We start from the raw sequence: 19,601 nt of genomic DNA on the forward strand, positions 1-19,601 counted from the left end.
CCGCCCCGTTTTCAGAAAGGCTTTGCCATAATTGTTGCGGCGATGGGCTGCAATCATGCTGGATGCCTTCTCGCCCAACTATCGACAACGTCGAAACCCCAAGGGAGTGATCGATGAAGATTCAATCCGCTATCGCTGCAATCGTACTCGGCGGCGTTCTGGCCGCACCGGCGTTCGCACAGACGCCCGCTCAAACCGCCCAGCAGCAGAAGATGAAAACATGCAATGCGCAGGCCGGCGACAAGAAAGGCGATGAACGCAAGGCGTTCATGAAGCAATGCCTTTCGGCGGGCGGCGCGGCGGCACCGGCCATGACCCAGCAGGAACGGATGAAGGCGTGCAACGCGCAGGCCGGCGACAAGAAAGGCGACGAGCGCAAGGCGTTCATGAAGCAGTGCCTCTCGACGAAGAGCTGATAGGCAGTTGCAACAGGGCGCGCATCGGCTCCGGCCGAGGCGCGCTTTTTTATGTGTGCGCGTATTTCAGTGTGCACGCGCGGCCGCGAACGCACCGCGTAGCGCCCTCACCTCGCCGCGTGGTTTGCGTCTGCCTCTTCCCGCCTTGCCTCCGGATCGGGATCGGACCCGCGATTTTTCTCCTATGATGCCTCCAGCGGCGCCCCCACCCCGGACGACATGACACACACGCCATCGGTCCGCCGTTTGACGTCGATGCCAGGAGCATCGAACGGAGGCGCGGATGGCCTGGAGACACAAGAACCGCTGGTTTCGCCGCTGGCTGATGGCGATCGTGTTGTGGCTCGTGCCGGTGATGATCGTCGCCGGGCGCGAGATGCGCGATGCGATGGCCTACAACCGCGCGGATCTGCAACTGGCCCTGACCACGTGGACCTTCACCGACGCCGAACGCAACGCCGGTGTGCACTGCGCTGTCGCGGCACGCCGGATGCGGCCCGAACACTGGGCTGCCCCGCCGACGTGCTCGCCACGAATGCCGCACGCCAGCGGGCAGCGCGGCACCCAGAGCAGCGCCGCCGCAGTCGGCTTCCAGTCACCACAACGGAGGACAGGATGCAAACAAGCAGATTCCTTCTGAAAGCTTCCGTCACCATCGCTATCGCGAGCGCCGCCCTCACCGGCTGCACGACCACCAGCATTCACCCGCCTGCGGCAATGTCCGCCGATGCCCGCCGCCAGTCGATCGACGCTGCCGTCGACAGCACGCTCTCGCGGCTCTATCAAACCGTGCCCGGCTCGCGCGAGTTCGTCGGCCAGGCGCGCGGCATTCTGGTGTTTCCATCGGTGGTTCAGGCAGGCGTCGCCATTGGCGGCGAGCACGGTGACGGCGCGTTGCGCGTCGGCGGAAGCACGACCGGCTACTTCAGTACGACGTCGGTGTCCGTGGGCGCGACGCTCGGCGTGCAGTCGAAGTCCGTCGTCTATCTCTTCATGACCCAGGACGCCCTCGACAAATTCCGCCAGTCGCAAGGCTGGTCGGTTGGCGGCGACGCTTCGGTCGCCATCGTGAATGTGGGCGCGAACGGTACCGTCACTACCGCCACGGCCACCAAGCCGGTCGAAGTGTTCGTGCTCACGAACAGTGGCCTTATCGGCAATTTGTCGCTCGAAGGCACGAAGATCACGCGGCTCGCGCTGTGACGCACGCTGTTACACGGCTTGTCATGCGCGTACTTCAGCTCGCGGACGTGTCGATCACCTTGAAGCGCGAGCGCTTGTTCGCGCGAATCACGGTCTGATACGCCTCCACGTACTGCTGTGCCATGCGGCGGGACGTGAAGCGCGCCTCGAACTGCTGGCGCACGCCCGTGCGCGGCACGCGCGCAATGCGGTTCACCGCGGCCACGGCGCCGATCTCGTCCTCGACGATGAAGCCCGTCACGCCCTCGTCCACCACTTCCGGCACGGCGCCACGATTGAACGCGATGACTGGCGTGCCGCACGCCATCGCTTCGATCATCACGAGGCCGAACGGCTCCGGCCAATCGATCGGAAACAGCAGCGCATGCGCGCCCGAGAGGAAACCGGCCTTCTCGGCGTCGGAAATCTCGCCGACGAACTCGACGTTCGGCATGGCGAAAAGCGGCTTGATCTCGTGCTCGAAGTACTCACGGTCGGCCTCGTCGACCTTCGCCGCGATGCGGATGGGCAGCCCGCAGCGCTGGGCGATGCGAATTGCCGTATCCACGCGCTTTTCCGGCGAGATACGGCCCAGAAATGCAAGGTAGCGCTGCTCGACGGGCTGCGGCGTGTAGAGGTTTTCGGGCAACCCGTGATAGACGGTCGTGAGCCATTTGGCCTGCGGCATCGGCTGACGCTGCGCATTCGAAATGGAAATGACCGGCGCGTTATCGAAGGTATCGAAAACCGGCTGCTGCTCGGGTAGATCGAGACGGCCGTGCAGCGTCGTCACGAATGGCGTTTCCTGGCGTTTGAACACCGAAAACGAGTAGTAATCCATATGGAAGTGCAACACGTCGAACTGATCGGCCTGGCGGCGCACCATTTCCATGAGCAGCATGTGCGGTGCGATCCGGTCGCGGATGCCGGGATCGAGTCGCAGCGCGCGAGGCCAGACCGGTTCGAGCTTGGCGCTCGTCACGGAATCGCCGCTCGCGAACAGCGTGACGTCGTGACCGAGATCGACCAGCGCTTCGGTGATGTACGACACCGCGCGCTCGGTGCCGCCGTAGAGCTTCGGCGGAACCGATTCGGTCAGCGGGGCAATCTGTGCAATTCTCATCAGGTGTCTCCGGCGATCGGGGGCGTTCGAGTATGTAATGCCGCATCAGGCCTCGCTATTTCGAGGCGGCTCATTGTAAGGCAACCCGCGCGCGGCACGGCGAGGCCGCCGGGGCACAATCAACGGCTGCTCGCATATATCACGTGGCTTGGTCATTATTCTGCACACCACGTGCGAGCGCCCTCATTTTTTCAATTCCTGTCGGGACTTACATGCGGATACATCACGGTTTCGACGGGCCAGTTGTGCCGGGTGACATTGTGGGGTCCGAATCTGCCGATGCCGCGTGCATCATCCGTGCTCAGTGGCCTCAATGTGCCTTCGGGACGCTGCCGAGATCGCCCAGGAAGCTGTCTCGCCAGACGCCGAGGTTGTTGCGCCGCAGAGCGGCCATGTTGATCTCGTAGCGCGCCTGGCGCTCCGCGAGCGGCATCGACAGCGCGTGCTGCAGCGCCTCCGACATGCCCTCCGCATCGTGCGGATTCACGAGCAGCGCGCCGGTGAGTTCGGCGGCAGCGCCCGCGAAGATCGACAGCACGAGCACGCCCGGATCGTCGGGATTCTGCGCAGCCACATACTCCTTGGCGACGAGATTCATGCCGTCATGCAGCGGCGTGACGTAGCCCACCTGCGATTCCCGAAAGAGCGACATCAGCTTAGCGTGGTCGTATTGCTGGCTCAGATAGCGGATCGGCGTGTAATCGAGACCCGAGTAGCGGCCGTTGATGCGTCCGGCTTCGCGCTCCAGCTCTTCGCGGATCAGCTTGTAGCTCGCGACATCGGAACGCGTGGGCGGTGCGATCTGCACGAGCGTGACCTTGCCGCGCCACGCCGGTACTTGTTCGAGCAACTGCTCGAACGCATGAAAGCGCTCGACGAGTCCTTTCGAGTAATCGAGCCGGTCCACGCTCATGACGAGCTTGCGTCCTTCCAGGCTCTGCTTGAGGTCGAGCACCTCGGCGCGGCCTTCGTCACGCGCGGCCTGTGCGGCGATTTCGTCGGGAAACACGCCGATGCGGTAGACGCCCGTGCGCAGCTTGCGCCCGAACGCTTCCACCGAGGCCCCTTTGCCTTGCGCACGCACCGTGCCGCGCGCGGTGCGCGCGATGTAGTCGAGGAAGGCCTGCTGGTCGTTCTGGGTCTGGAATCCGAGCAGATCGTAGCAACACAGCGAACGGACGAGTTCATCGTGTGGCGGGATCGTCTGCAGCACCTGCGGCGAGGGAAACGGAATATGCAGGAAAAAGCCGATGCGGTTCTCGATGTCCTCGGAGCGCAACGCCTCGGCGAACGGGATCAAATGGTAGTCGTGGACCCAGATGTTGTCGTCGGGATGAATGAGCTTCACGAGCTTGTGGGCGAGCCACGCATTCACGCGCCGGTAGCCCGTGTATTCGTCGCGTTCGTAGCGCGCAAGATCGTTGCGGTAGTGGAAAATCGGCCACAACGTGGCGTTCGAAAAACCGCGGTAGTACTGGTCGTAGTCCTTGCGGGAGAGGCCGACCGTCGCGAACGTCACGGCGCCTTCCTTGACGAGCATCGGCCCCGCATTCGCCACCGATTCGCTCACGACGTCGCCGCTCCAGCCGAACCAGACGCCGCCTCCGTCCTTCAGCGCGCCGAACACGGCGACGGCGAGGCCGCCCGCAGAGGCTTTCGCCTCCGATGGAGTTGCCACACGGTTCGATACGACGATCAATCTGCCCATCTATGCCTTCCTCCGCTCGTGCGTTCATGTGCGCGGTTCGTGCTCGCGGCACCGGCTAATGCTGATCGATGCCGTTCGGCTCGCGCATGGGTGTGTGCTCATCAGCATGGGGCGTGCCACGCGTGACGCGCCCACCTTCTCCAACGGCGGCGAGCAGCCGAAAGCAGCAGTTAGCGGGTGCGCCGCGTTGCGCCGCTCGCAGCATCGCTGGCCGGAAATGCCGCTGAGGTGTGTTGCACATCCCCCGCGACGTTGCTGCGCACCACGCTGCCGGTCACCGGATCGGCTTCCGTGTTCGCCGCCGTGCTCGATGCCGCAGGCTGCGCGGGCTGCGGCTCCCATACCGGCATGTCGGCTGCGCTGCTTTCCGGTTCCGCCGACACCTCCGCGCGCGTACGCGGCAGAAATTGCGGATAGTGCGCGTTCATGAAGGCAAGCAGCCCTTCGCGCACGCGGCAGCGCAGATCCCAGTTCAGCCCTGAGTTAGGCGAACTGACCAGCACGCGCAACTGCATCGCCCGCTCGTTGGCATCGGTGACCTGCAGGACCTGGACCCGGCCATCCCACTCGGACGCGGGCGCGACGATGCGTGACAGTTCCTCGCGCAGCGGCGCAAGCGGCATGCGGAAATCGAGCCACAGGAAGACGGAGCCGATGATCTGCGAGCTGTTGCGCGTCCAGTTCGTAAACGGGTTTTCGATGAACCACTGCAGCGGCACGATCAACCGACGCTGATCCCAGATGCGCACGGACACGTAGGTGCCGGTGATCTCCTCGATGCGCCCCCACTCGCCCTGGATCACGACCACGTCGTCGAGCCGGATCGGTTGCGTGAGCGCGATCTGAAGCCCGGCGATCAGATTGCCGAGCACGGGGCGTGCCGCAATACCGGCGACGAGACCGGCCACGCCCGCCGAAGCGAGCAGGCTCGCGCCGAACTGCCGGACATTCGGAAAGGTCATGAGCGCTGCGCCGATGCCGACGATCATGATCAGGATCATGACCGTGCGTGCGAGTACGCGTGCCTGGGTATGGATGCGGCGGGCCTGGAGGTTATCGACGATGTCGATCGGATGGGCCGCGATGATCGCTTCGCCGATGGCCGCTGCGCAGCGCACGGAAAGCCAGGTGATCGCTGCAATGAGCGCGACGGCGGCGAGTTCGCGCAGGCTGGAGATGAAGCGCAAGGTGTCGGGTGCCTGCCACCAGACGAATTCGGCCGCGAGAATGAGGATGACCGCGAGCGCGGGCTGGCGGACGTAGCGCACGATCACGCTCACGCGCGGATACGGCCCGGCGATGCGGCGCAGCACGCGCGAACCAAGCCAGTGAACCGCCGCGGCAAACACGAGCGTGACGGCACTGACGATGAGCGTGCCGAGCCAGGTTTGCAGCGGCGCGTTGGCGATACGCAAGAGATCGTCGATGCTCGGCATCTGCGGTCTGTTCCTCCTGAGCCAGGCGGCTACGCGTGGAAACAGCACAAGCGACACGAACGCCACGGCCGCGGACGAAAACGGCGCAGCGTCAGGCGCCTACCGGCTCAACCCGGCTCAACCCGGCTCAACCCGCCTCTACCCATCAGACAAGCTCGTCGAGCCTGCCATGAAGGGCTCAGCTGCCCGGCTTGCAGGGAAAGGTTTTGCCGAGACCGAGCGAAACAGCCGTGCTTGCGTTGTAGCCGATGATGTTCGGGTTGTCGGCGATGTACCTGCGCACCGCGTCGGTCAACTGCGCCGTGCGTGCGTCCGGCGGCAGGCAGAAATACTGGCCGACGCGCGGGCCGGTCGTGCCGCCGATTGCGTCGATCGTGTTGAACACGCCGTCCGCGGCGCCTTCGATGTAGGCCGCGCACGCGCTACGCGACGCGACATCGGTTTTCATGCAGAGCCGGTTGAGATCGCCCGCCGTGAAGGCAAACGCCGAAAGCGGCAGGACGAGCGCGCTGGCGCAAATCAGAGCCCGCAGCATGATTCTCCTTATTAGTGACGTATAGTGCCGCGGCCCGTTGAGTCGCCGCATGCTGCCGGCCGCTCCGGGCGGCCGGCAGCCCGGTTATTTTGCACCGTTTTGCGGGGCCGCCGCATTGTCGGACTGGCCGCCCGACTGCGCCATGCGCGCGCTCAATCCCTTGATCGCGTCCGGCGCCTTGTACTGTTTCGCGAAATCGAGCGCGTTCAGGCCGATCTGGTTCTTCGCGTTGATGTTCGCGCCGCTGTCGAGTAGCAGCTTGGCCGTCGACATGTGATCGCCGCGTGCGGCCATCATGAGCGGCGTCGTGCCGTTCGGCGACAGCGCGTCGACCTGGGCCGAATAGCCGAGCAGCAGTTTCGCGATGTCGTCGTTGCCGTTCGCCGCGGCATAGTGCAGCGGGGTCCAGCCCGTCTTGTTGACTTGCGCGCCCTTCGTGATCAGCAGCTTCACGAGGTCGAGATCGCCGTTGAGCGCCGCGAGCATCAGCGCGTTTTCGCCTGCGCGGTCTTCCGCGTCGATCTTCGTCTTCGGATTGTCGAGCAGCAGCGCGGCGACCTTGTCGGATTTTTCGCGCGCGGCCAGCACGAGAAGCGGGTTGCCCTGCTCGTCGAGGGCGTTCGGATCGAGGCCCGTGCCGAGATCGCTGGCGACGCCCTTGTCGTCATCGAATTTGACGGATTTCACGAGCGAGGTGATCGATGCGGCCTGAACGGGCGCGCTCGCCAGCACTGCCGCGCTCACGCCGAAGACGAGCGCCGCAGCCACGCGCCGCGCCGCGATGGCGCGTGCAGTGCCTGTAGCACGTGCGGAAGAGACGATGGAAAGTAGCGGTTTTGAGTTCATGTCAAACCTTAAAATTATTCGCTATCGTTATGATAATAAACGGTATTGACAGCGTGATGTGCCTTATCCGGCGGCCTGGGGAATCTTGAAGAGCCGGAAGAAGTTCTGCGTGGTGACCGCACCGAGTTCGGCGTCGGGCAACCCACGCTGCTGCGCAATGAATCTTCCGACATAACTTACGTACGCAGGTTCATTGGGTTTGCCGCGAAAAGGTACCGGCGCAAGGTACGGCGAGTCGGTTTCGATCAGAAGACGCTCGATCGGCACCCGGCGCGCGACCTCTTGCACATCGGTTGCGCTCTTGAAAGTCACGATACCCGACAACGAAATATGGAAGTTCTGCGCGAGCGCGCGCTCGGCGACCGGCCAGGGCTCGGTGAAACAGTGCATCACGCCGCCCGGCACGCCCGCGCGCTCCTCTTCCATGAGCCGCAGCGTGTCGTCGGCGGATGCGCGCGTGTGGACGATCAGCGGCTTGTTCGTCGCGTGCGCCGCCCGGATATGGGTGCGGAAGCGCTCGCGCTGCCACTCCATGTCGGCGACAGTGCGCTCGCCAAGGCGGTAGTAATCGAGCCCCGTTTCGCCGATCGCCACCACCTTCGGATGGGCGGCCAGCTCGGCCAGTTCCGCGACGGTGGGTTCCTTCGCATCCTCATGGTCGGGGTGGACGCCGACCGAGGCGTAGACGTTCTCGAACCGCTCGGCGATATCGAGCACCGACGGCAGCGTCTCGAGATCGACGGACACGCACAGCGCGTGCGTGACGGCGTGGGTGCGCATGTTCTCGAGCACCTGCGGCAGGCGCTCGCCGAGACCTTCGAAGTTGATGTGGCAATGCGAATCGACAAACATGGACAGTCCTGCGCAGGTTCAGACGGCGGGTGAAGCGGCATCGAGCCGCTTGCCGAGGATGATGAGATCGCGCTCGACGCCGTCGAGCACGGCGACGCGCGGCAGCGAGCCCCACACTGCAAAGCCGAAGCTGCTGAAAAGCCGCATGCTCGGCTTATTGTGGCCGAACACGAAACCCAGCACCGTATGGATGTCGAGTCCCGGTGCGGCTTCGATGGCGGCGGCGAGCAGCTGGCGGCCGAGCCCCTTGCCGCGCGCGGCTTCGTCCAGATAGATGCTGACCTCGGAGGTGTGGCGATATGCCGGGCGCCCGTAAAAGTCGGAAAAACTCAGCCAAGCGATGACGCGGCCGCCTTCTTCGACCACCCACAGCGGCCGCTTCGCGGGGCCGTGCGCGTGGAACCACGGCAGACGGCTTTCCACGCTGACCGGTTCCAGATCGGCGGTGACGAGCCGTGACGGCACGGTCGAGTTATAGATCGCGACGATGTCGTGCAGATCGTCGAGGGTGGCATCCCGGTAGACAAGGCTCATGGTGATCAAGATTCGGATAACGGCTCGCCGTGCTGCCGGTGGCGCGCAGGCCGGTCCATCCCGGCCTGGGCTCAGGCGAACAATTCACGATAGCCGAGAAACAGCTCCTCGAACACGAGGCGGGCGTTCAGCGGATGGTTCTCCACGGCGCGCTGGCGCGTGACGGTCTTCAGATAGCGTGCGAGCGCGCTGGCGTCGAGCTTCGCGGCGCAGTGCGCGAGCGCGGCGTTTGCTTGCGGGAAATAACGCGGCCGGCCCGCCGTGCGCTCGGCAAGCAGATCGTAGACCCAGCGCTGCAGCCATCCGAGCACGAGCGGCACCGGCAGCTTCTGGAGCGTTTCGCCGCACGCAAAGGCATCGCACGCGGCGCCCGCCGAAAGCTGAGCGATCGTCCAGTCGCGCAAGGTGCGGTTCTCGTCGTGCGCGAGCGCGAGCGCCGCGAGCGGCGCACCGCCCGCCTCGGCGAGCAAGCCCGCCGCGCCGGCAACGCCTTGCGCCGCGAGCCACGCTTGCGCGGCCTCGGGCGCTGGCGTCGTCATCGGCCACTGGCGGCAGCGGCTGATGATGGTCGGCAAGAGCCGGTCGACGCGCGCCGACACCAGCAGGAACACGACACCGGCGGGCGGCTCCTCCAGCGTCTTCAGGAGTGCATTCGCGGCAGCCACGTTGAGCGCTTCGGCCGGGTACAGCACGACCACGCGCATGCCGCCGCGATGCGAGCCGACGCCCGCGAAGTCGAGCAGCGCCCGCACCTGCTCGATGCGGATCTCTTTGCTGGGCGTGCGGCTTTTCTTGCCGTCATCGTCGCTCTTGTCGCCCTTATCTCCTTTCTCGGCCGCCTTCTCGCCGTCCTCGGCGCCCGGCATGCCGGTTTCACCGGCCAGCGCCTCGGGTACGACGATCCGATAGTCGGGATGGTTGCCCTGCATGAGCCACTTGCACGCGGGGCAGGTGCCGCACGGCTCGCCATTGGGCTTCGGCGCTTCGCAGAGCAGACCCTGAGCCAGGTGCTGTGCAAAGCGGAGCTTGCCGATCCCGGCCTGGCCATGCAGCAGCAGCGCGTGCGGCCAGTGGCTGCGCAATTGCTGAAGGCGCTCCCAGTCGCCGGTCTGCCACGGATAGATCATTTTTAAATCAATCGGTTAGCGGAGAAAATCTGGATTTGAGGCGAACTCGACACCAAGACATGAATTCTGCAAATAACGTTTTTAAATCAAAGTTCTGCAATGATTTCTTCGAGTTGTTTGCGAATCGCTTCGATGCTTTGTGTCGAATCGACGATCGAGAACCGGCACGGTGCCTCCTCGGCCCGGCGCAGGTATTCGTCGCGCGTGCGGGTGAAGAACGCTTCGGTTTCGCTCTCGAAGCGGTCCGGCGTGCGCGCCGCGCCGCGCCGCTCGCTCGCCGTGTCGGTCGGCACGTCGAACAGCACCGTCCGGTCGGGCTGAAAACCGCCCTGCACCCAGCGCTCCAGCGCCTCCAGCTTGTCGCGCGGCAACCCGCGACCGCCGCCCTGATAGGCGAAGGTGGCGTCGGTGAATCGGTCGGAGAGCACCCAGTCGCCCCGCACGAGCGCCGGCTCGATGACCTGCGCGAGATGCTCGCGGCGCGCGGCAAACATCAGCAGCGCCTCGGTTTCGAGGTCCATCGGCTGGTGCAGCAGGATTTCGCGCAGCGTTTCGCCAAGGGGCGTACCGCCCGGTTCGCGCGTCATGACGACCGTGCGCCCGCTGGGGGCGAGCCTTTCGGCGAGTTTGTCGCGAAACCAGGCCAGATGCGTGGTCTTGCCCGCGCCGTCGATGCCCTCGAACGTGATGAATCGGCCCCGCGCCATTTACTGCCCTCGAATGTATTTGTCGACGGCCTTGTTGTGGTCGACAAGATTGTCAGAAAAAACGCTGCTGCCATCGCCACGCGCCACGAAATACAGCGCGGTGGTCGATGCCGGATTCATCGCCGCCTGCAACGATGCGGCGCCCGGCAGGGAGATCGGCGTCGGCGGCAGGCCGGGGCGCAGGTACGTATTGTAAAGACTGTCGGTCTGCAGATCGCGTTTGTGCAGGCGGCCGCCGTAGCTCTCGCCAAGGCCGTAGATCACGGCCGGATCGGTCTGCAGCGGCATGCCCGCGCGCAACCGGTTCGCGAACACGGCGGCGACGAGCGGCCGGTCGTCCGCCCGGCCCGTCTCTTTCTCGATGAGCGATGCGAGCGTGAGCGCCTCATACGGCGACCTGAACGGCAGCCCCGGCGCGCGTGCGGCCCACGCATCGGTGAGGCGCGTGTTCATGAGCCGGTAGGCGCGGCGGTACACGTCAAGGTCGCTCGTGTCTTTGTCGAACAGATAGGTGTCGGGAAAAAACAGGCCTTCGGCGTTGCCCGTCGGTGCAACTGGTGCGCCGATCGCGGCCAGTATCTGCGCGTCGGTCATGCCTGCGGTGTCGTGGCGCAGCGCGGGGTTCGCATCGAGTTCGGCGCGCATGCGCTTGAAGGTCCAGCCTTCAATGATCGTCGCGACGTATTCATTGACGTCGCCGAGCGCCATTTTCTGCAACACTTCATACGGCGTCACGCCGAGCTTGAATTCGTAGTTGCCGGATTTCAGCTTGCTCTGCAGGCCGAGCGTGCGCGTCATCAGCACGAACAGCTCGGTCTGGATGGGCACGCCGCCGCTTTGCAACTGCGCCGTGACGCTGCGCACGGTGCTGCGCGGCTTGATGGTGACGTCGAGTTGCGCGGAGGCGAGCTGGACAGGCGTCGTGGCCCAATACCAGACCCCTGCCACCGCGCCGGCGCCGAGCGCCGCGAGCGCAGCACCGGCGATAAGGCATTTCTTCAGGAGGGACATGCGAAACACGGCTCAAGTGGACCTCATATAATAACTGCTTGCCCTCGCCAACGTCAGGATTGACTGTTCACCGAATCCATGAACTCCCCGCTCGACTCCGCTGCAACGCTTCCGCCCACCGCCACCGAACGCCCCGCTGCCGACGATTTTGACGCCGTGCTCAAGCGCGGCACGTACGCGACACTGCCGCAGTTCGGCGTGATCGACGCTCACGGCGACGATGCCGCAAGCTTCCTGCACAACCAGCTCACCAACGACGTCCAGCATCTCGACGTGACCGGCGCGCGCCTCGCGGGCTACTGCTCGCCGAAGGGCCGCCTGCTCGCGTCGTTCCTCACCTGGAAGACCGGCGACACGATTCGCCTGCTGCTGTCGAAGGATCTGCAGGCAAGCGTGCAGAAACGTCTTTCGATGTTCGTGCTGCGCGCGAAAGCGAAGCTCACGGACGGCAGCGACACACTGCTCGTGGTCGGCCTCGCGGGCGACGTACGCGACGCGCTCGCCACACAGTTCAACGCGCTACCCGATGGCGTCCACGTCAAGGTGGACGATCCGGCCGGCACGCTGATCCGCGTGCCCGATGCAGCCGGTCGCCTTCGCTATCTGTGGATCGGCCCGAAAGAAGCAGTCGAGGCACGGCTCGCCGCGCTCGACGGCCAGTTGAAGCGTGTCGCCCCCGAGGTTTGGGACTGGCTCGATATCCACGCGGGCGAGCCGCGCATCACGCAGCCGATCTCCGAGCAGTTCGTTCCGCAGATGGTCAACTACGACGTGATCGGCGGCGTGAACTTCAAGAAGGGCTGCTATCCGGGCCAGGAGGTCGTCGCACGCAGCCAGTATCGCGGCACGATCAAGCGCCGCACGTCGCTCGCCAGCGTGGTGGCGGGCCTCGATATTGCGCGTGCGGGCGTCGAACTCTTTCACTCCGACGATCCGGGCCAGCCGTGCGGGATGATCGTCAACGCGGCTGCGGCGCCCGATGGCGGCGTCGACGTGCTCGTCGAGATCAAGCTCGCCGCGCTCGAATCGGGCAGCGTGCATCTGGGCGCCGCGGACGGTCCTGCGCTGCGCTTCCTGCCGCTGCCGTACGCCCTGCCCGACGAGGCCTGACGCGTTGGCGCCGCTCCGTCAGCTTGCGCGTGGCGTGACGGGTGCGTCAGCGGTTGCGCCAGCGTATGTGCCAGCGTATGTGCCAGCGCCTTTACCAGCGCTTGTGTCAAATAAGCCGGCACACGCGCGGGATGTGACGCCGTGTGCCTGATCGTCTTCGACTGGCGTCCTCACGCGCGCGACGGCGCGCTCTTCACGCTCGCCGCGAATCGCGACGAATTCCTGCGCCGCACCGCCGATCCGCTGCACTGGTGGCAAGCGGCACCCGGCGTGCTCGCGGGACGTGATCTGGTGGGCGGCGGAACGTGGCTCGGCATGACGCGCGGCGGCCGCTTCGCCGCGCTCACGAATTACCGCGCGCCGCATGAGATGCGCCCCGACGCGCCCACACGCGGCACGCTCGTTTCGTCCTGGCTCACGGATGCCGAGGGACAGCCGGACACACCGCTCGGCTATCTCACCGAGGTTGCGCGCAACGGCAGCCTGTATAACGGCTTCAATCTGGTGGTGGGCGACTGGACGCGGCGCGAACTGGCCTGGTACTGCAATCGCGGCGATCTCGCGCCCGCGCTGCTGCCGGAGGGCACGCACGGCATTTCGAACGCCGTGCTCGATACGCCGTGGCCCAAGCTTGTCAGGAAGCGCACCGAACTCGCGCAGATCATCAATGGCGCGATGGATGTAACGGACACGACGGAAACTGGCGCCGCAAAGCCCGCACCGCTCGAACGGCTCATCGAGATGATGCGCGACCCGCAAGTCGCCCGCGACGACGAACTGCCCGCCACCGGCATCCCGCTCGCACGCGAACGCGCGCTCTCGGCGGCCTTCATCGACACGCCCGATTACGGCACGCGCGGCACGACCGCACTACGCGTGAGCGTAGAGGGCGAGCACATCAAGGTCGAAGCACTCGAACGCAGCGACGACAACGGCTCGCACCGCATCGAGCGGCCTGGGCACTTCGAGCGCCACGAAGCGTTCGCGATCGTTCTGCTCTGACGGTCCTAACGGCCTTATCGCCGTTCTCATCACCGCCCTCGCCGCCAGGCGCGCTCAGTCGCCAGTCCCGAACGCCTCGCGCAGCGCCTGTGCCGCCTCTGCGTGTGCGCGCCGCGCATCCTCCACGAAACCGCCCATCTTGAAGAACTCGTGGATCATGCCCGGGTAGTGCGCGAGCGTTACTGCGTTGCCCGCATCGCGCAGTTTCTGCGCATAGGCTTCGCCTTCATCGACGAGCGGATCGTATTGCGCAACCGCAATCCACGCGGGCGCGAGTCTTGCGAAACTGGGCGCCTCACGCGTGCCGTCGAGCGGCGCGAAACGCCAGTCGTCGCGATCGTTTGCATCGCGCACATAGTGATTGAAGAACCACTGGATCGTTTCGGCCGTGAGCAGATGGCCATCGGCCAGACGCGCGTGCGAATCCGTGTCCTGATACCCGCTCGTGCCCGGATAGATCAGCAGTTGCAGCACGGGCGCCCTGCCCGCGTCGCGCGCGAGCACCGTGCAGACCGCGGCGAGCGTGCCGCCTGCGCTGTCGCCGCCCACCGCGAGGCGCGCCGGATCGATAGCGTATTCAGCCGCGTGCGCGTGCAGCCAGCTATAGGCGTCGAAGCTGTCGTGGACAGCAGTCGGAAACAGATGCTCCGGCGCAAGCCGGTAATCGACCGACAAGACCGCGCAGTGCGCGTCGCGCGCGAACATGCGGCACAGCGCGTCGTGCGTATCGACACTGCCCACCGTAAAACCGCCGCCGTGCAGATACACGAGCGCGGGCAGCGGTTCGGCCCAGTGCGGCTCGACCGGGTAATACAGACGTGCCCGGATCGTTGCGCCGTCGCGCACCGGCACATCGAGGTCTTCTACCGAATGCATCGGCGCGGAAGGAATCTCCAGCACCGAGGCACTCTTCTCATACGACGCACGTGCCTCGTGCGGCGCGAGCGTGTGATACGGCGCCCGTCGTGCGCGGGCCACCATTTCAAGTACCAACGCAATTTTCGCGTTCAACGTCATGGCTATTCAAATCAGGAAGCGTGCTTCACTTCCGGTTTTAGCGAAAGCGGATCGATGGGGTTGCGCAATGTTTCGATATCCTCATGGCGCATCTTCACCGATGGGAGTATCCCCGGATGCGTGAGGATATAGAAGCGCCCTTCGCGCACGGCCTCGAACGTCTGCGCCGCGACGTCCGCGGGCGTCAGGCGGCCCGAGCGCACCGCGCGCTGCAGTTGCAGATCGGCAGCCTGCTGGGAGCGCGTGAGCGGCGCGTCGTTGCGCAGATCGCCGGGGCGGGAGCGCTCGGCGTTGGCGATGCCGGTGGGCACGAACGCGGGACACAAGAGCGAGCAGCCGACCATCGCGCCAACGCTCTTCAGGTCGTGATAAAGCGTCTCGGTGAGCGAGACGACGGCGTGCTTCGACGCGTTATAGACGCCCATCGCGGGCGGCGACAGGAGTCCCGCTACCGACGCCGTATTGACGATATGCGCCGGTTCGCCCTGCGCGAGCATGATCGGCGTGAAGGCGCGCACGCCGTTGGCGACGCCCATCACGTTGACGCCGAACACCCAATCCCAGTCCTTCGCACTGCTCTCCCACACGAAGCCGCCGGTGCCGACGCCCGCGTTGTTGAAGAGCAGATGCACCTTGCCAAAAGCGTCGAGCGCGGCCCTTGCGAGTGCATCGACTGCTGCCGGGTCGCGCACGTCGGTTGGCACGCCGATCGCTTCGGCGCCCGCCGCACGCATTGCAGCGACGGTTTCATCGAGCGCTGTCTTGTCGACATCGGCGAGCACGAGCTTCATGCCGAGCGTGGCGGCCTGTTCGGCGAACGCGCGGCCGAAGCCGCTCGCCGCGCCGGTGATGACGGCCACGCGGCCGTCGAACTGGAACGGATCAGGCATTGCGTATCCTGCGGTAGGGAGCGTCAATGAAACGGGCCGGCGCGCCTCGCGCCAGCCCGGTCAGGTCAGGTCAGGTCAGGCGATGAATCAGGCTACAAATCAGCGCGTTAGATCAGCTTGACGAGCTGCTTGCCGAAATTCTGGCCCTTGAGCATGCCGAGGAACGCGGCGGGCGCGTTTTCGAGTCCGTCCGCCACCGTCTCGCGATACACAAGCTGCTTCTGCGCGACGAGCGTGCCGAGTTCCTTGAGCGCCTGCGGCCACAGCTCCATGTGCTCGCTGACGATGAAACCCTGCACGAGGAGCCGCTGCGTGAGCAGCAGCGCGGGATACTTCAGGGGTTGCGGCTGGCCGTCGTAGCCCGAGATAAAGCCGCACAGCGCGATGCGGCCGAATGCGTTCATGCGCGCGAGCGTCGTGTCGAGCACCTCGCCGCCGACATTCTCGAAGTAGCCGTCGACGCCGTTGGGCGTCGCCGCCTTGAGCGCTTCATAGAGATTGCCGGCCTTGTAGTCGACGCACGCATCGAAGCCCAGCGTTTCGACCACATAGCGGCACTTCTGCTCGCCGCCCGCGATGCCGACCGCGCGGCACCCCGCGCGCTTCGCGAGCTGGCCGACCACGCTGCCGACCGCGCCGCTCGCCGCGCTCACGACGACCGTTTCACCGGCCTTCGGCGCGATGATGCGGTTCAGCCCGTACCAGGCGGTGACGCCCGGCATGCCGACGGGACCGAGATACGCGGAAAGCGGAACGTGGGTCGTGTCGACGATATTCAGGCCCGAGCCGTCCGACGTGCCGAATTCCTGCCAGCCGAACATGCCGATGACCTTGTCGCCCGCCTTGAACTTCGGATTGAGCGATTCGACAACCTCGCCGACGGTGCCGCCGATCATCACTTCATTGAGCGGCTGCGGCGTCGCATACGATTTCGCATCGTTCATGCGGCCACGCATGTACGGATCGAGCGACAGGTAATGATTGCGCACGCGCACCTGGCCTTGTGCAAGCGGTGCGAGCGGCGTTTCGACGAGACGGAAGTTATCGACGCCCGCCGCGCCTTGCGGGCGTGACGCGAGCAGAATCTGACGATTGGTCTGGGTCATGGCGTTCGCTTTGCGGCGCGGAGCCGCGTAGGGTGGATGCGATGGAGGACAACGTGCGCGGCGTCAGCCATCGCTCGGTCCCGGTTTCGCAGTGGGATCGCTGCGCAGCCGCTGGCGTGTCACCTCACGCCCCACGGCAAGCCTGCGCATGTATTTGAAGGTGCCGAGCGCCTTCGCGACGAAGTGGCCCGCGCTGTCGCGGATCTCGCCTTCGCAATAGGCCATCGTCGTCGAACGGTGCAGTACGCGGCCGTACGCGCGCAACTCGCCGCGCCCGGGCTGCATGAAATTCACTTTCATCTCGACGGTGACGACGCCGACACCGTCCCCCGCGACGCTGCGCGCAGCCATCGCGAGTGCGATGTCGGCCAGCGTCATCGTCACGCCGCCGTGTGCGATATCCCAGGTGTTGAGATGCCACTCTGCCAGCGGCAGCACCACTTCGCTCGCGCCGTCGGTCGCACTGACGAGCTGGGCGCCCAGGTGATCGACAAACGGGCTTTCGAGGATGGCTGGCGGCGTCTGCGCCTGATCGGTCATGGACGAACTCACAGTACGTAATCGACGCACTGGCGGCCTTCCGACACCGCCCCGGCGAACTTCTTCACGACGACGTGATCGGGGTGATCCTGGTAGGCATCGAGTGCGGCTTTGTCGGTGAAATCGGAGACGAGCGCGATGTCGAACGTCGAAGCGAGGCCCGGCTGAGCAAGACCCACTTCGAGATGCAGCGTGCCCGGCACGAGATTGCGGCAGCCTTCGAGCAAAGCCTTGAATTTCACGAGGTTTTCTTCGCGCGTTGCGCCCTCGGCCGACTCTTTGAGCTTCCACATCACGATATGACGAATCACCGTTTTCACCTTTTCAGTCTGCATTGAACGGGTGCCGCACCGGGTGCGCACCGACAGGCGTCATGATACCTGTCCTGCATCCGGCGCGAGCGGCGCTTCTCTCGACGCGTCACGTACATCAGGCGGGGCGATGGCACATTTACCGCACCATCGCACCACCGCGCAAGGGTCAGACGACCTCGAACAGACCCGCTGCACCCTGTCCGCCGCCGATGCACATCGTCACCACGACGAACTTCGCGCCGCGGCGCTTGCCTTCGATGAGCGCGTGGCCGGTCAGGCGCGCACCCGACACGCCGTACGGGTGGCCGACGGCAATGGCGCCGCCGTTCACGTTCAGACGGTCGTTGGGAATGCCGAGCTTGTCGCGGCAGTACAGCACCTGCACCGCGAATGCTTCGTTCAGCTCCCACAGGCCGATATCCTCGACCTTCAGGCCGGCCTGCTTCAGCAGCTTCGGCACGGCGAACACCGGGCCGATGCCCATCTCATCCGGCTCGCAACCCGCCACCGCAAAGCCGCGGAAAATGCCGAGCGGTGCGAGCCCTTCGCGTTCCGCGACCTTTGCGTTCATCACGACGCAGGCGCTCGCGCCATCCGAAAACTGGCTCGCATTGCCCGCCGTGACAACGCCGCCCGGCATCGCTGTGCGGATCTTCGACACGCCTTCGAGCGTCGTGTCGGCGCGAATGCCTTCGTCGGCGGCGATCGTGACTTCGCGCGTGACGAGCTGGCCGCTCGCTTTGTCGGCGATGCCCGCGAGCACCGTGATCGGTACGATTTCCGCATTGAAAAGACCGGCCGCCTGCGCCGCCGCCGCGCGTTGCTGCGACTGCACGCCGTATTCGTCCTGGCGGTCCTTCGCGATTTCGTAGCGCTTCGCAACGTTCTCGGCGGTTTGCAGCATGCTCCAGTAAATCTCGGGCTTGTTCTGCGAGAGCCAGCCTTCCATCATCATGTGGCGGTTCATCTCGTTTTGCACGCACGAGATCGACTCCACGCCTCCCGCGACGAACACGTCGCCCTCACCGGCGATCACGCGTTGCGCGGCGAGCGCAATGGTCTGCAGTCCGGAGGAACAGAACCGGTTCACGGTCATGCCCGGCACCGTGACGGGCAGTCCGGCGCGCAGGGCGATCTGGCGCGCGATGTTGCCGCCCGTCGCACCTTCGGGGTTGGCGCAGCCCATCATTACGTCCTCGACGCGCGCCGGGTCGATGTTGGCGCGCTCGACGGCGGCTTTCGTCACATGGCCGCCGAGCGTGGCGCCATGGGTCATGTTGAAGGCGCCTTTCCACGATTTGGCGAGGCCCGTGCGGGCGGTCGAAACGATTACGGCATCGGTCATGCGTGTCTCCTGAGTGTCGATCGCTGCCGGTGCTTCAGCGCTGGCTGCGATCCCAAGCAAATGCGTTGATCCTGCAAAAATTTCCCGAATAAAACGGATGGTTCGCGGGTGCTGCTCAACGTGTCGTGCAGTGTGCTGCTCAGTGTGCAGATCACACCGCGCCGCGCTCGACATCGGCCGACTGCGCGCGCGTCACGCCCGCGGCGGCCAGTTGCGTCCACGCGGCGGCAAGCGAACCTTGCAGATCGATCGCGCGCGAAGCGTCCTCGATCAGCACGACCTCGAACCCCGCCGCGCGCGCATCGAGCGCGGACCACGCGACGCAGTAGTCGGTCGCAAGGCCGCAGCAATACACGCGCTTCACGCCGGTATCCCGCAGATAGCCTGCGAGGCCCGTGGGCGTCGTGCGGTCGGCTTCGAGAAACGCCGAATAGCTGTCGACGTCCGTGTGATGACCCTTGCGGATGATCGCGCGCGCATGCGGCACATCGAGCCCGCGATGCAGCGTGGCGCCCTCGGTGCCCTGCACGCAATGCGTCGGCCACAGCACCTGCTCGCCGTACGGCAGCGCGATCGTCTCGAACGGCTGACGACCCGCGTGATTGGCTGCAAACGACACGTGCTGCGCGGGGTGCCAGTCCTGCGTGAGTACCACATGGCCGAAGCCCTTCGCGAGCAGGTTCACCACCGGCACGACTTCATCGCCGTGCGCGACGGCCAGCGCCCCGCCCGGCATGAAGTCGTACTGCAGGTCGACCAGCAGCAGCACGTCGTCTGCGCTTCTCATGATGTCCGTCCGT

Annotated in this window: 21 protein-coding genes and 1 pseudogene; 5 read left to right on the forward strand and 17 right to left on the reverse strand. The window is 65.3% G+C overall.

What is annotated here, in order from left to right:
- Positions 1–113: 113 nt before the first annotated feature.
- The 3 genes and pseudogenes from ACFPTO_RS03665 (at position 114) to ACFPTO_RS03675 (ending at position 1,619) form a co-directional block, all read left to right on the forward strand.
- A complete protein-coding gene (locus ACFPTO_RS03665; protein WP_377709534.1) occupies positions 114–416 on the forward strand; it encodes a PsiF family protein in 303 nt (100 codons plus the stop codon).
- A gap of 283 nt (positions 417–699) precedes the next feature.
- Positions 700–977, forward strand: a pseudogene (locus ACFPTO_RS03670) (hypothetical protein); the annotation flags it as partial.
- 54 nt (positions 978–1,031) lie between these two features.
- The gene (locus tag ACFPTO_RS03675) at positions 1,032–1,619 is read left to right on the forward strand and encodes a BPSL1445 family SYLF domain-containing lipoprotein (RefSeq protein WP_377709969.1); all 588 of its coding nucleotides are present in this window, start codon (positions 1,032–1,034) and stop codon (positions 1,617–1,619) included.
- A gap of 34 nt (positions 1,620–1,653) precedes the next feature.
- Here the strand turns inward: ACFPTO_RS03675 and ACFPTO_RS03680 are convergent, their stop codons facing one another.
- From ACFPTO_RS03680 to mltG, 10 genes are all read right to left on the reverse strand, one after another.
- Positions 1,654–2,721 (reverse strand): glycosyltransferase family 4 protein, encoded by a 1,068-nt coding sequence (locus ACFPTO_RS03680; RefSeq protein WP_377709536.1) that lies wholly within the window; start codon positions 2,719–2,721, stop codon positions 1,654–1,656.
- A 310-nt stretch (positions 2,722–3,031) separates the two neighbouring features.
- Complete coding sequence (gene otsA / locus ACFPTO_RS03685) at positions 3,032–4,429, reverse strand: alpha,alpha-trehalose-phosphate synthase (UDP-forming) (RefSeq protein ID WP_377709537.1); 1,398 nt, start codon at positions 4,427–4,429, stop codon at positions 3,032–3,034.
- Between the two features lie 170 nt (positions 4,430–4,599).
- Positions 4,600–5,865, reverse strand: a complete 1,266-nt coding sequence (locus ACFPTO_RS03690) for a mechanosensitive ion channel family protein (protein WP_377709539.1) — start codon at positions 5,863–5,865, stop codon at positions 4,600–4,602.
- A gap of 178 nt (positions 5,866–6,043) precedes the next feature.
- A complete protein-coding gene (locus tag ACFPTO_RS03695) occupies positions 6,044–6,400 on the reverse strand; it encodes a Rap1a/Tai family immunity protein (RefSeq protein WP_377709540.1) in 357 nt (118 codons plus the stop codon).
- Positions 6,401–6,484: 84 nt separating this feature from the next.
- Positions 6,485–7,246 carry an ankyrin repeat domain-containing protein gene (locus ACFPTO_RS03700; RefSeq protein ID WP_377709542.1) on the reverse strand — a complete coding sequence of 254 codons (762 nt, stop codon included), beginning with the start codon at positions 7,244–7,246 and terminating at the stop codon, positions 6,485–6,487.
- Between the two features lie 63 nt (positions 7,247–7,309).
- Positions 7,310–8,098: a TatD family hydrolase gene (locus tag ACFPTO_RS03705; protein WP_377709543.1), complete on the reverse strand. Its 789-nt coding sequence runs from the start codon at positions 8,096–8,098 to the stop codon at positions 7,310–7,312.
- Positions 8,099–8,116: 18 nt separating this feature from the next.
- A complete protein-coding gene (locus ACFPTO_RS03710; protein WP_377709544.1) occupies positions 8,117–8,632 on the reverse strand; it encodes a GNAT family N-acetyltransferase in 516 nt (171 codons plus the stop codon).
- Positions 8,633–8,703: 71 nt separating this feature from the next.
- Positions 8,704–9,759 carry a DNA polymerase III subunit delta' gene (locus tag ACFPTO_RS03715; protein WP_377709545.1) on the reverse strand — a complete coding sequence of 352 codons (1,056 nt, stop codon included), beginning with the start codon at positions 9,757–9,759 and terminating at the stop codon, positions 8,704–8,706.
- An 86-nt stretch (positions 9,760–9,845) separates the two neighbouring features.
- On the reverse strand, positions 9,846–10,466 hold the full coding sequence (gene tmk / locus ACFPTO_RS03720) for a dTMP kinase (protein ID WP_377709547.1): 621 nt from the start codon (positions 10,464–10,466) through the stop codon (positions 9,846–9,848).
- Entirely contained in the window at positions 10,467–11,477 is a 1,011-nt protein-coding gene (gene mltG, locus ACFPTO_RS03725; protein ID WP_377709548.1) for an endolytic transglycosylase MltG, read from the reverse strand.
- A 78-nt stretch (positions 11,478–11,555) separates the two neighbouring features.
- Between mltG and ygfZ the strand changes: the two genes are divergently transcribed.
- Positions 11,556–12,587: a CAF17-like 4Fe-4S cluster assembly/insertion protein YgfZ gene (ygfZ, locus tag ACFPTO_RS03730; protein ID WP_377709549.1), complete on the forward strand. Its 1,032-nt coding sequence runs from the start codon at positions 11,556–11,558 to the stop codon at positions 12,585–12,587.
- Positions 12,588–12,728: 141 nt separating this feature from the next.
- Positions 12,729–13,589 carry an NRDE family protein gene (locus ACFPTO_RS03735; protein ID WP_377709550.1) on the forward strand — a complete coding sequence of 287 codons (861 nt, stop codon included), beginning with the start codon at positions 12,729–12,731 and terminating at the stop codon, positions 13,587–13,589.
- A gap of 54 nt (positions 13,590–13,643) precedes the next feature.
- Here ACFPTO_RS03735 and ACFPTO_RS03740 read toward each other — a convergent pair whose 3' ends face one another.
- From ACFPTO_RS03740 to pncA, 7 genes are all read right to left on the reverse strand, one after another.
- Positions 13,644–14,606 carry an alpha/beta hydrolase gene (locus ACFPTO_RS03740; RefSeq protein ID WP_377709551.1) on the reverse strand — a complete coding sequence of 321 codons (963 nt, stop codon included), beginning with the start codon at positions 14,604–14,606 and terminating at the stop codon, positions 13,644–13,646.
- A gap of 11 nt (positions 14,607–14,617) precedes the next feature.
- Positions 14,618–15,496 (reverse strand): SDR family oxidoreductase, encoded by an 879-nt coding sequence (locus ACFPTO_RS03745; RefSeq protein WP_377709552.1) that lies wholly within the window; start codon positions 15,494–15,496, stop codon positions 14,618–14,620.
- Positions 15,497–15,603: 107 nt separating this feature from the next.
- Positions 15,604–16,602: an NADP-dependent oxidoreductase gene (locus ACFPTO_RS03750; RefSeq protein ID WP_377709553.1), complete on the reverse strand. Its 999-nt coding sequence runs from the start codon at positions 16,600–16,602 to the stop codon at positions 15,604–15,606.
- Between the two features lie 63 nt (positions 16,603–16,665).
- On the reverse strand, positions 16,666–17,142 hold the full coding sequence (locus ACFPTO_RS03755; protein WP_377709554.1) for a PaaI family thioesterase: 477 nt from the start codon (positions 17,140–17,142) through the stop codon (positions 16,666–16,668).
- 8 nt (positions 17,143–17,150) lie between these two features.
- Positions 17,151–17,453, reverse strand: coding sequence for a Dabb family protein (locus ACFPTO_RS03760; RefSeq protein ID WP_363928546.1), 303 nt, complete (start codon positions 17,451–17,453; stop codon positions 17,151–17,153).
- Between the two features lie 169 nt (positions 17,454–17,622).
- A complete protein-coding gene (locus ACFPTO_RS03765) occupies positions 17,623–18,801 on the reverse strand; it encodes an acetyl-CoA C-acyltransferase (protein ID WP_377709555.1) in 1,179 nt (392 codons plus the stop codon).
- 151 nt (positions 18,802–18,952) lie between these two features.
- Positions 18,953–19,588, reverse strand: coding sequence for a bifunctional nicotinamidase/pyrazinamidase (pncA, locus tag ACFPTO_RS03770; protein ID WP_377709557.1), 636 nt, complete (start codon positions 19,586–19,588; stop codon positions 18,953–18,955).
- Between the last annotated feature and the right edge of the window lie 13 nt (positions 19,589–19,601).

Origin of the sequence: Paraburkholderia denitrificans (assembly GCF_042655705.1) — a bacterium.
Classification (GTDB): domain Bacteria; phylum Pseudomonadota; class Gammaproteobacteria; order Burkholderiales; family Burkholderiaceae; genus Paraburkholderia; species Paraburkholderia denitrificans.

What these genes read in the sequence shown, in the direction of transcription:
- ACFPTO_RS03690 (WP_377709539.1), bottom strand. Translation starts at nt 5,865, where the DNA reads ATGCCGAGCATCGACGATCTCTTGCGTATCGCCAACGCGCCGCTGCAA.
- pncA (WP_377709557.1), bottom strand. Translation starts at nt 19,588, where the DNA reads ATGAGAAGCGCAGACGACGTGCTGCTGCTGGTCGACCTGCAGTACGAC.
- ACFPTO_RS03715 (WP_377709545.1), bottom strand. Translation starts at nt 9,759, where the DNA reads ATGATCTATCCGTGGCAGACCGGCGACTGGGAGCGCCTTCAGCAATTG.
- ACFPTO_RS03765 (WP_377709555.1), bottom strand. Translation starts at nt 18,801, where the DNA reads ATGACCGATGCCGTAATCGTTTCGACCGCCCGCACGGGCCTCGCCAAA.
- ACFPTO_RS03750 (WP_377709553.1), bottom strand. Translation starts at nt 16,602, where the DNA reads ATGACCCAGACCAATCGTCAGATTCTGCTCGCGTCACGCCCGCAAGGC.
- ACFPTO_RS03680 (WP_377709536.1), bottom strand. Translation starts at nt 2,721, where the DNA reads ATGAGAATTGCACAGATTGCCCCGCTGACCGAATCGGTTCCGCCGAAG.
- ygfZ (WP_377709549.1), top strand. Translation starts at nt 11,556, where the DNA reads ATGAACTCCCCGCTCGACTCCGCTGCAACGCTTCCGCCCACCGCCACC.
- otsA (WP_377709537.1), bottom strand. Translation starts at nt 4,429, where the DNA reads ATGGGCAGATTGATCGTCGTATCGAACCGTGTGGCAACTCCATCGGAG.
- ACFPTO_RS03665 (WP_377709534.1), top strand. Translation starts at nt 114, where the DNA reads ATGAAGATTCAATCCGCTATCGCTGCAATCGTACTCGGCGGCGTTCTG.
- ACFPTO_RS03695 (WP_377709540.1), bottom strand. Translation starts at nt 6,400, where the DNA reads ATGCTGCGGGCTCTGATTTGCGCCAGCGCGCTCGTCCTGCCGCTTTCG.
- ACFPTO_RS03675 (WP_377709969.1), top strand. Translation starts at nt 1,032, where the DNA reads ATGCAAACAAGCAGATTCCTTCTGAAAGCTTCCGTCACCATCGCTATC.
- ACFPTO_RS03755 (WP_377709554.1), bottom strand. Translation starts at nt 17,142, where the DNA reads ATGACCGATCAGGCGCAGACGCCGCCAGCCATCCTCGAAAGCCCGTTT.
- ACFPTO_RS03705 (WP_377709543.1), bottom strand. Translation starts at nt 8,098, where the DNA reads ATGTTTGTCGATTCGCATTGCCACATCAACTTCGAAGGTCTCGGCGAG.
- mltG (WP_377709548.1), bottom strand. Translation starts at nt 11,477, where the DNA reads ATGTCCCTCCTGAAGAAATGCCTTATCGCCGGTGCTGCGCTCGCGGCG.
- ACFPTO_RS03700 (WP_377709542.1), bottom strand. Translation starts at nt 7,246, where the DNA reads ATGAACTCAAAACCGCTACTTTCCATCGTCTCTTCCGCACGTGCTACA.
- ACFPTO_RS03740 (WP_377709551.1), bottom strand. Translation starts at nt 14,606, where the DNA reads ATGACGTTGAACGCGAAAATTGCGTTGGTACTTGAAATGGTGGCCCGC.
- tmk (WP_377709547.1), bottom strand. Translation starts at nt 10,466, where the DNA reads ATGGCGCGGGGCCGATTCATCACGTTCGAGGGCATCGACGGCGCGGGC.
- ACFPTO_RS03745 (WP_377709552.1), bottom strand. Translation starts at nt 15,496, where the DNA reads ATGCCTGATCCGTTCCAGTTCGACGGCCGCGTGGCCGTCATCACCGGC.
- ACFPTO_RS03710 (WP_377709544.1), bottom strand. Translation starts at nt 8,632, where the DNA reads ATGAGCCTTGTCTACCGGGATGCCACCCTCGACGATCTGCACGACATC.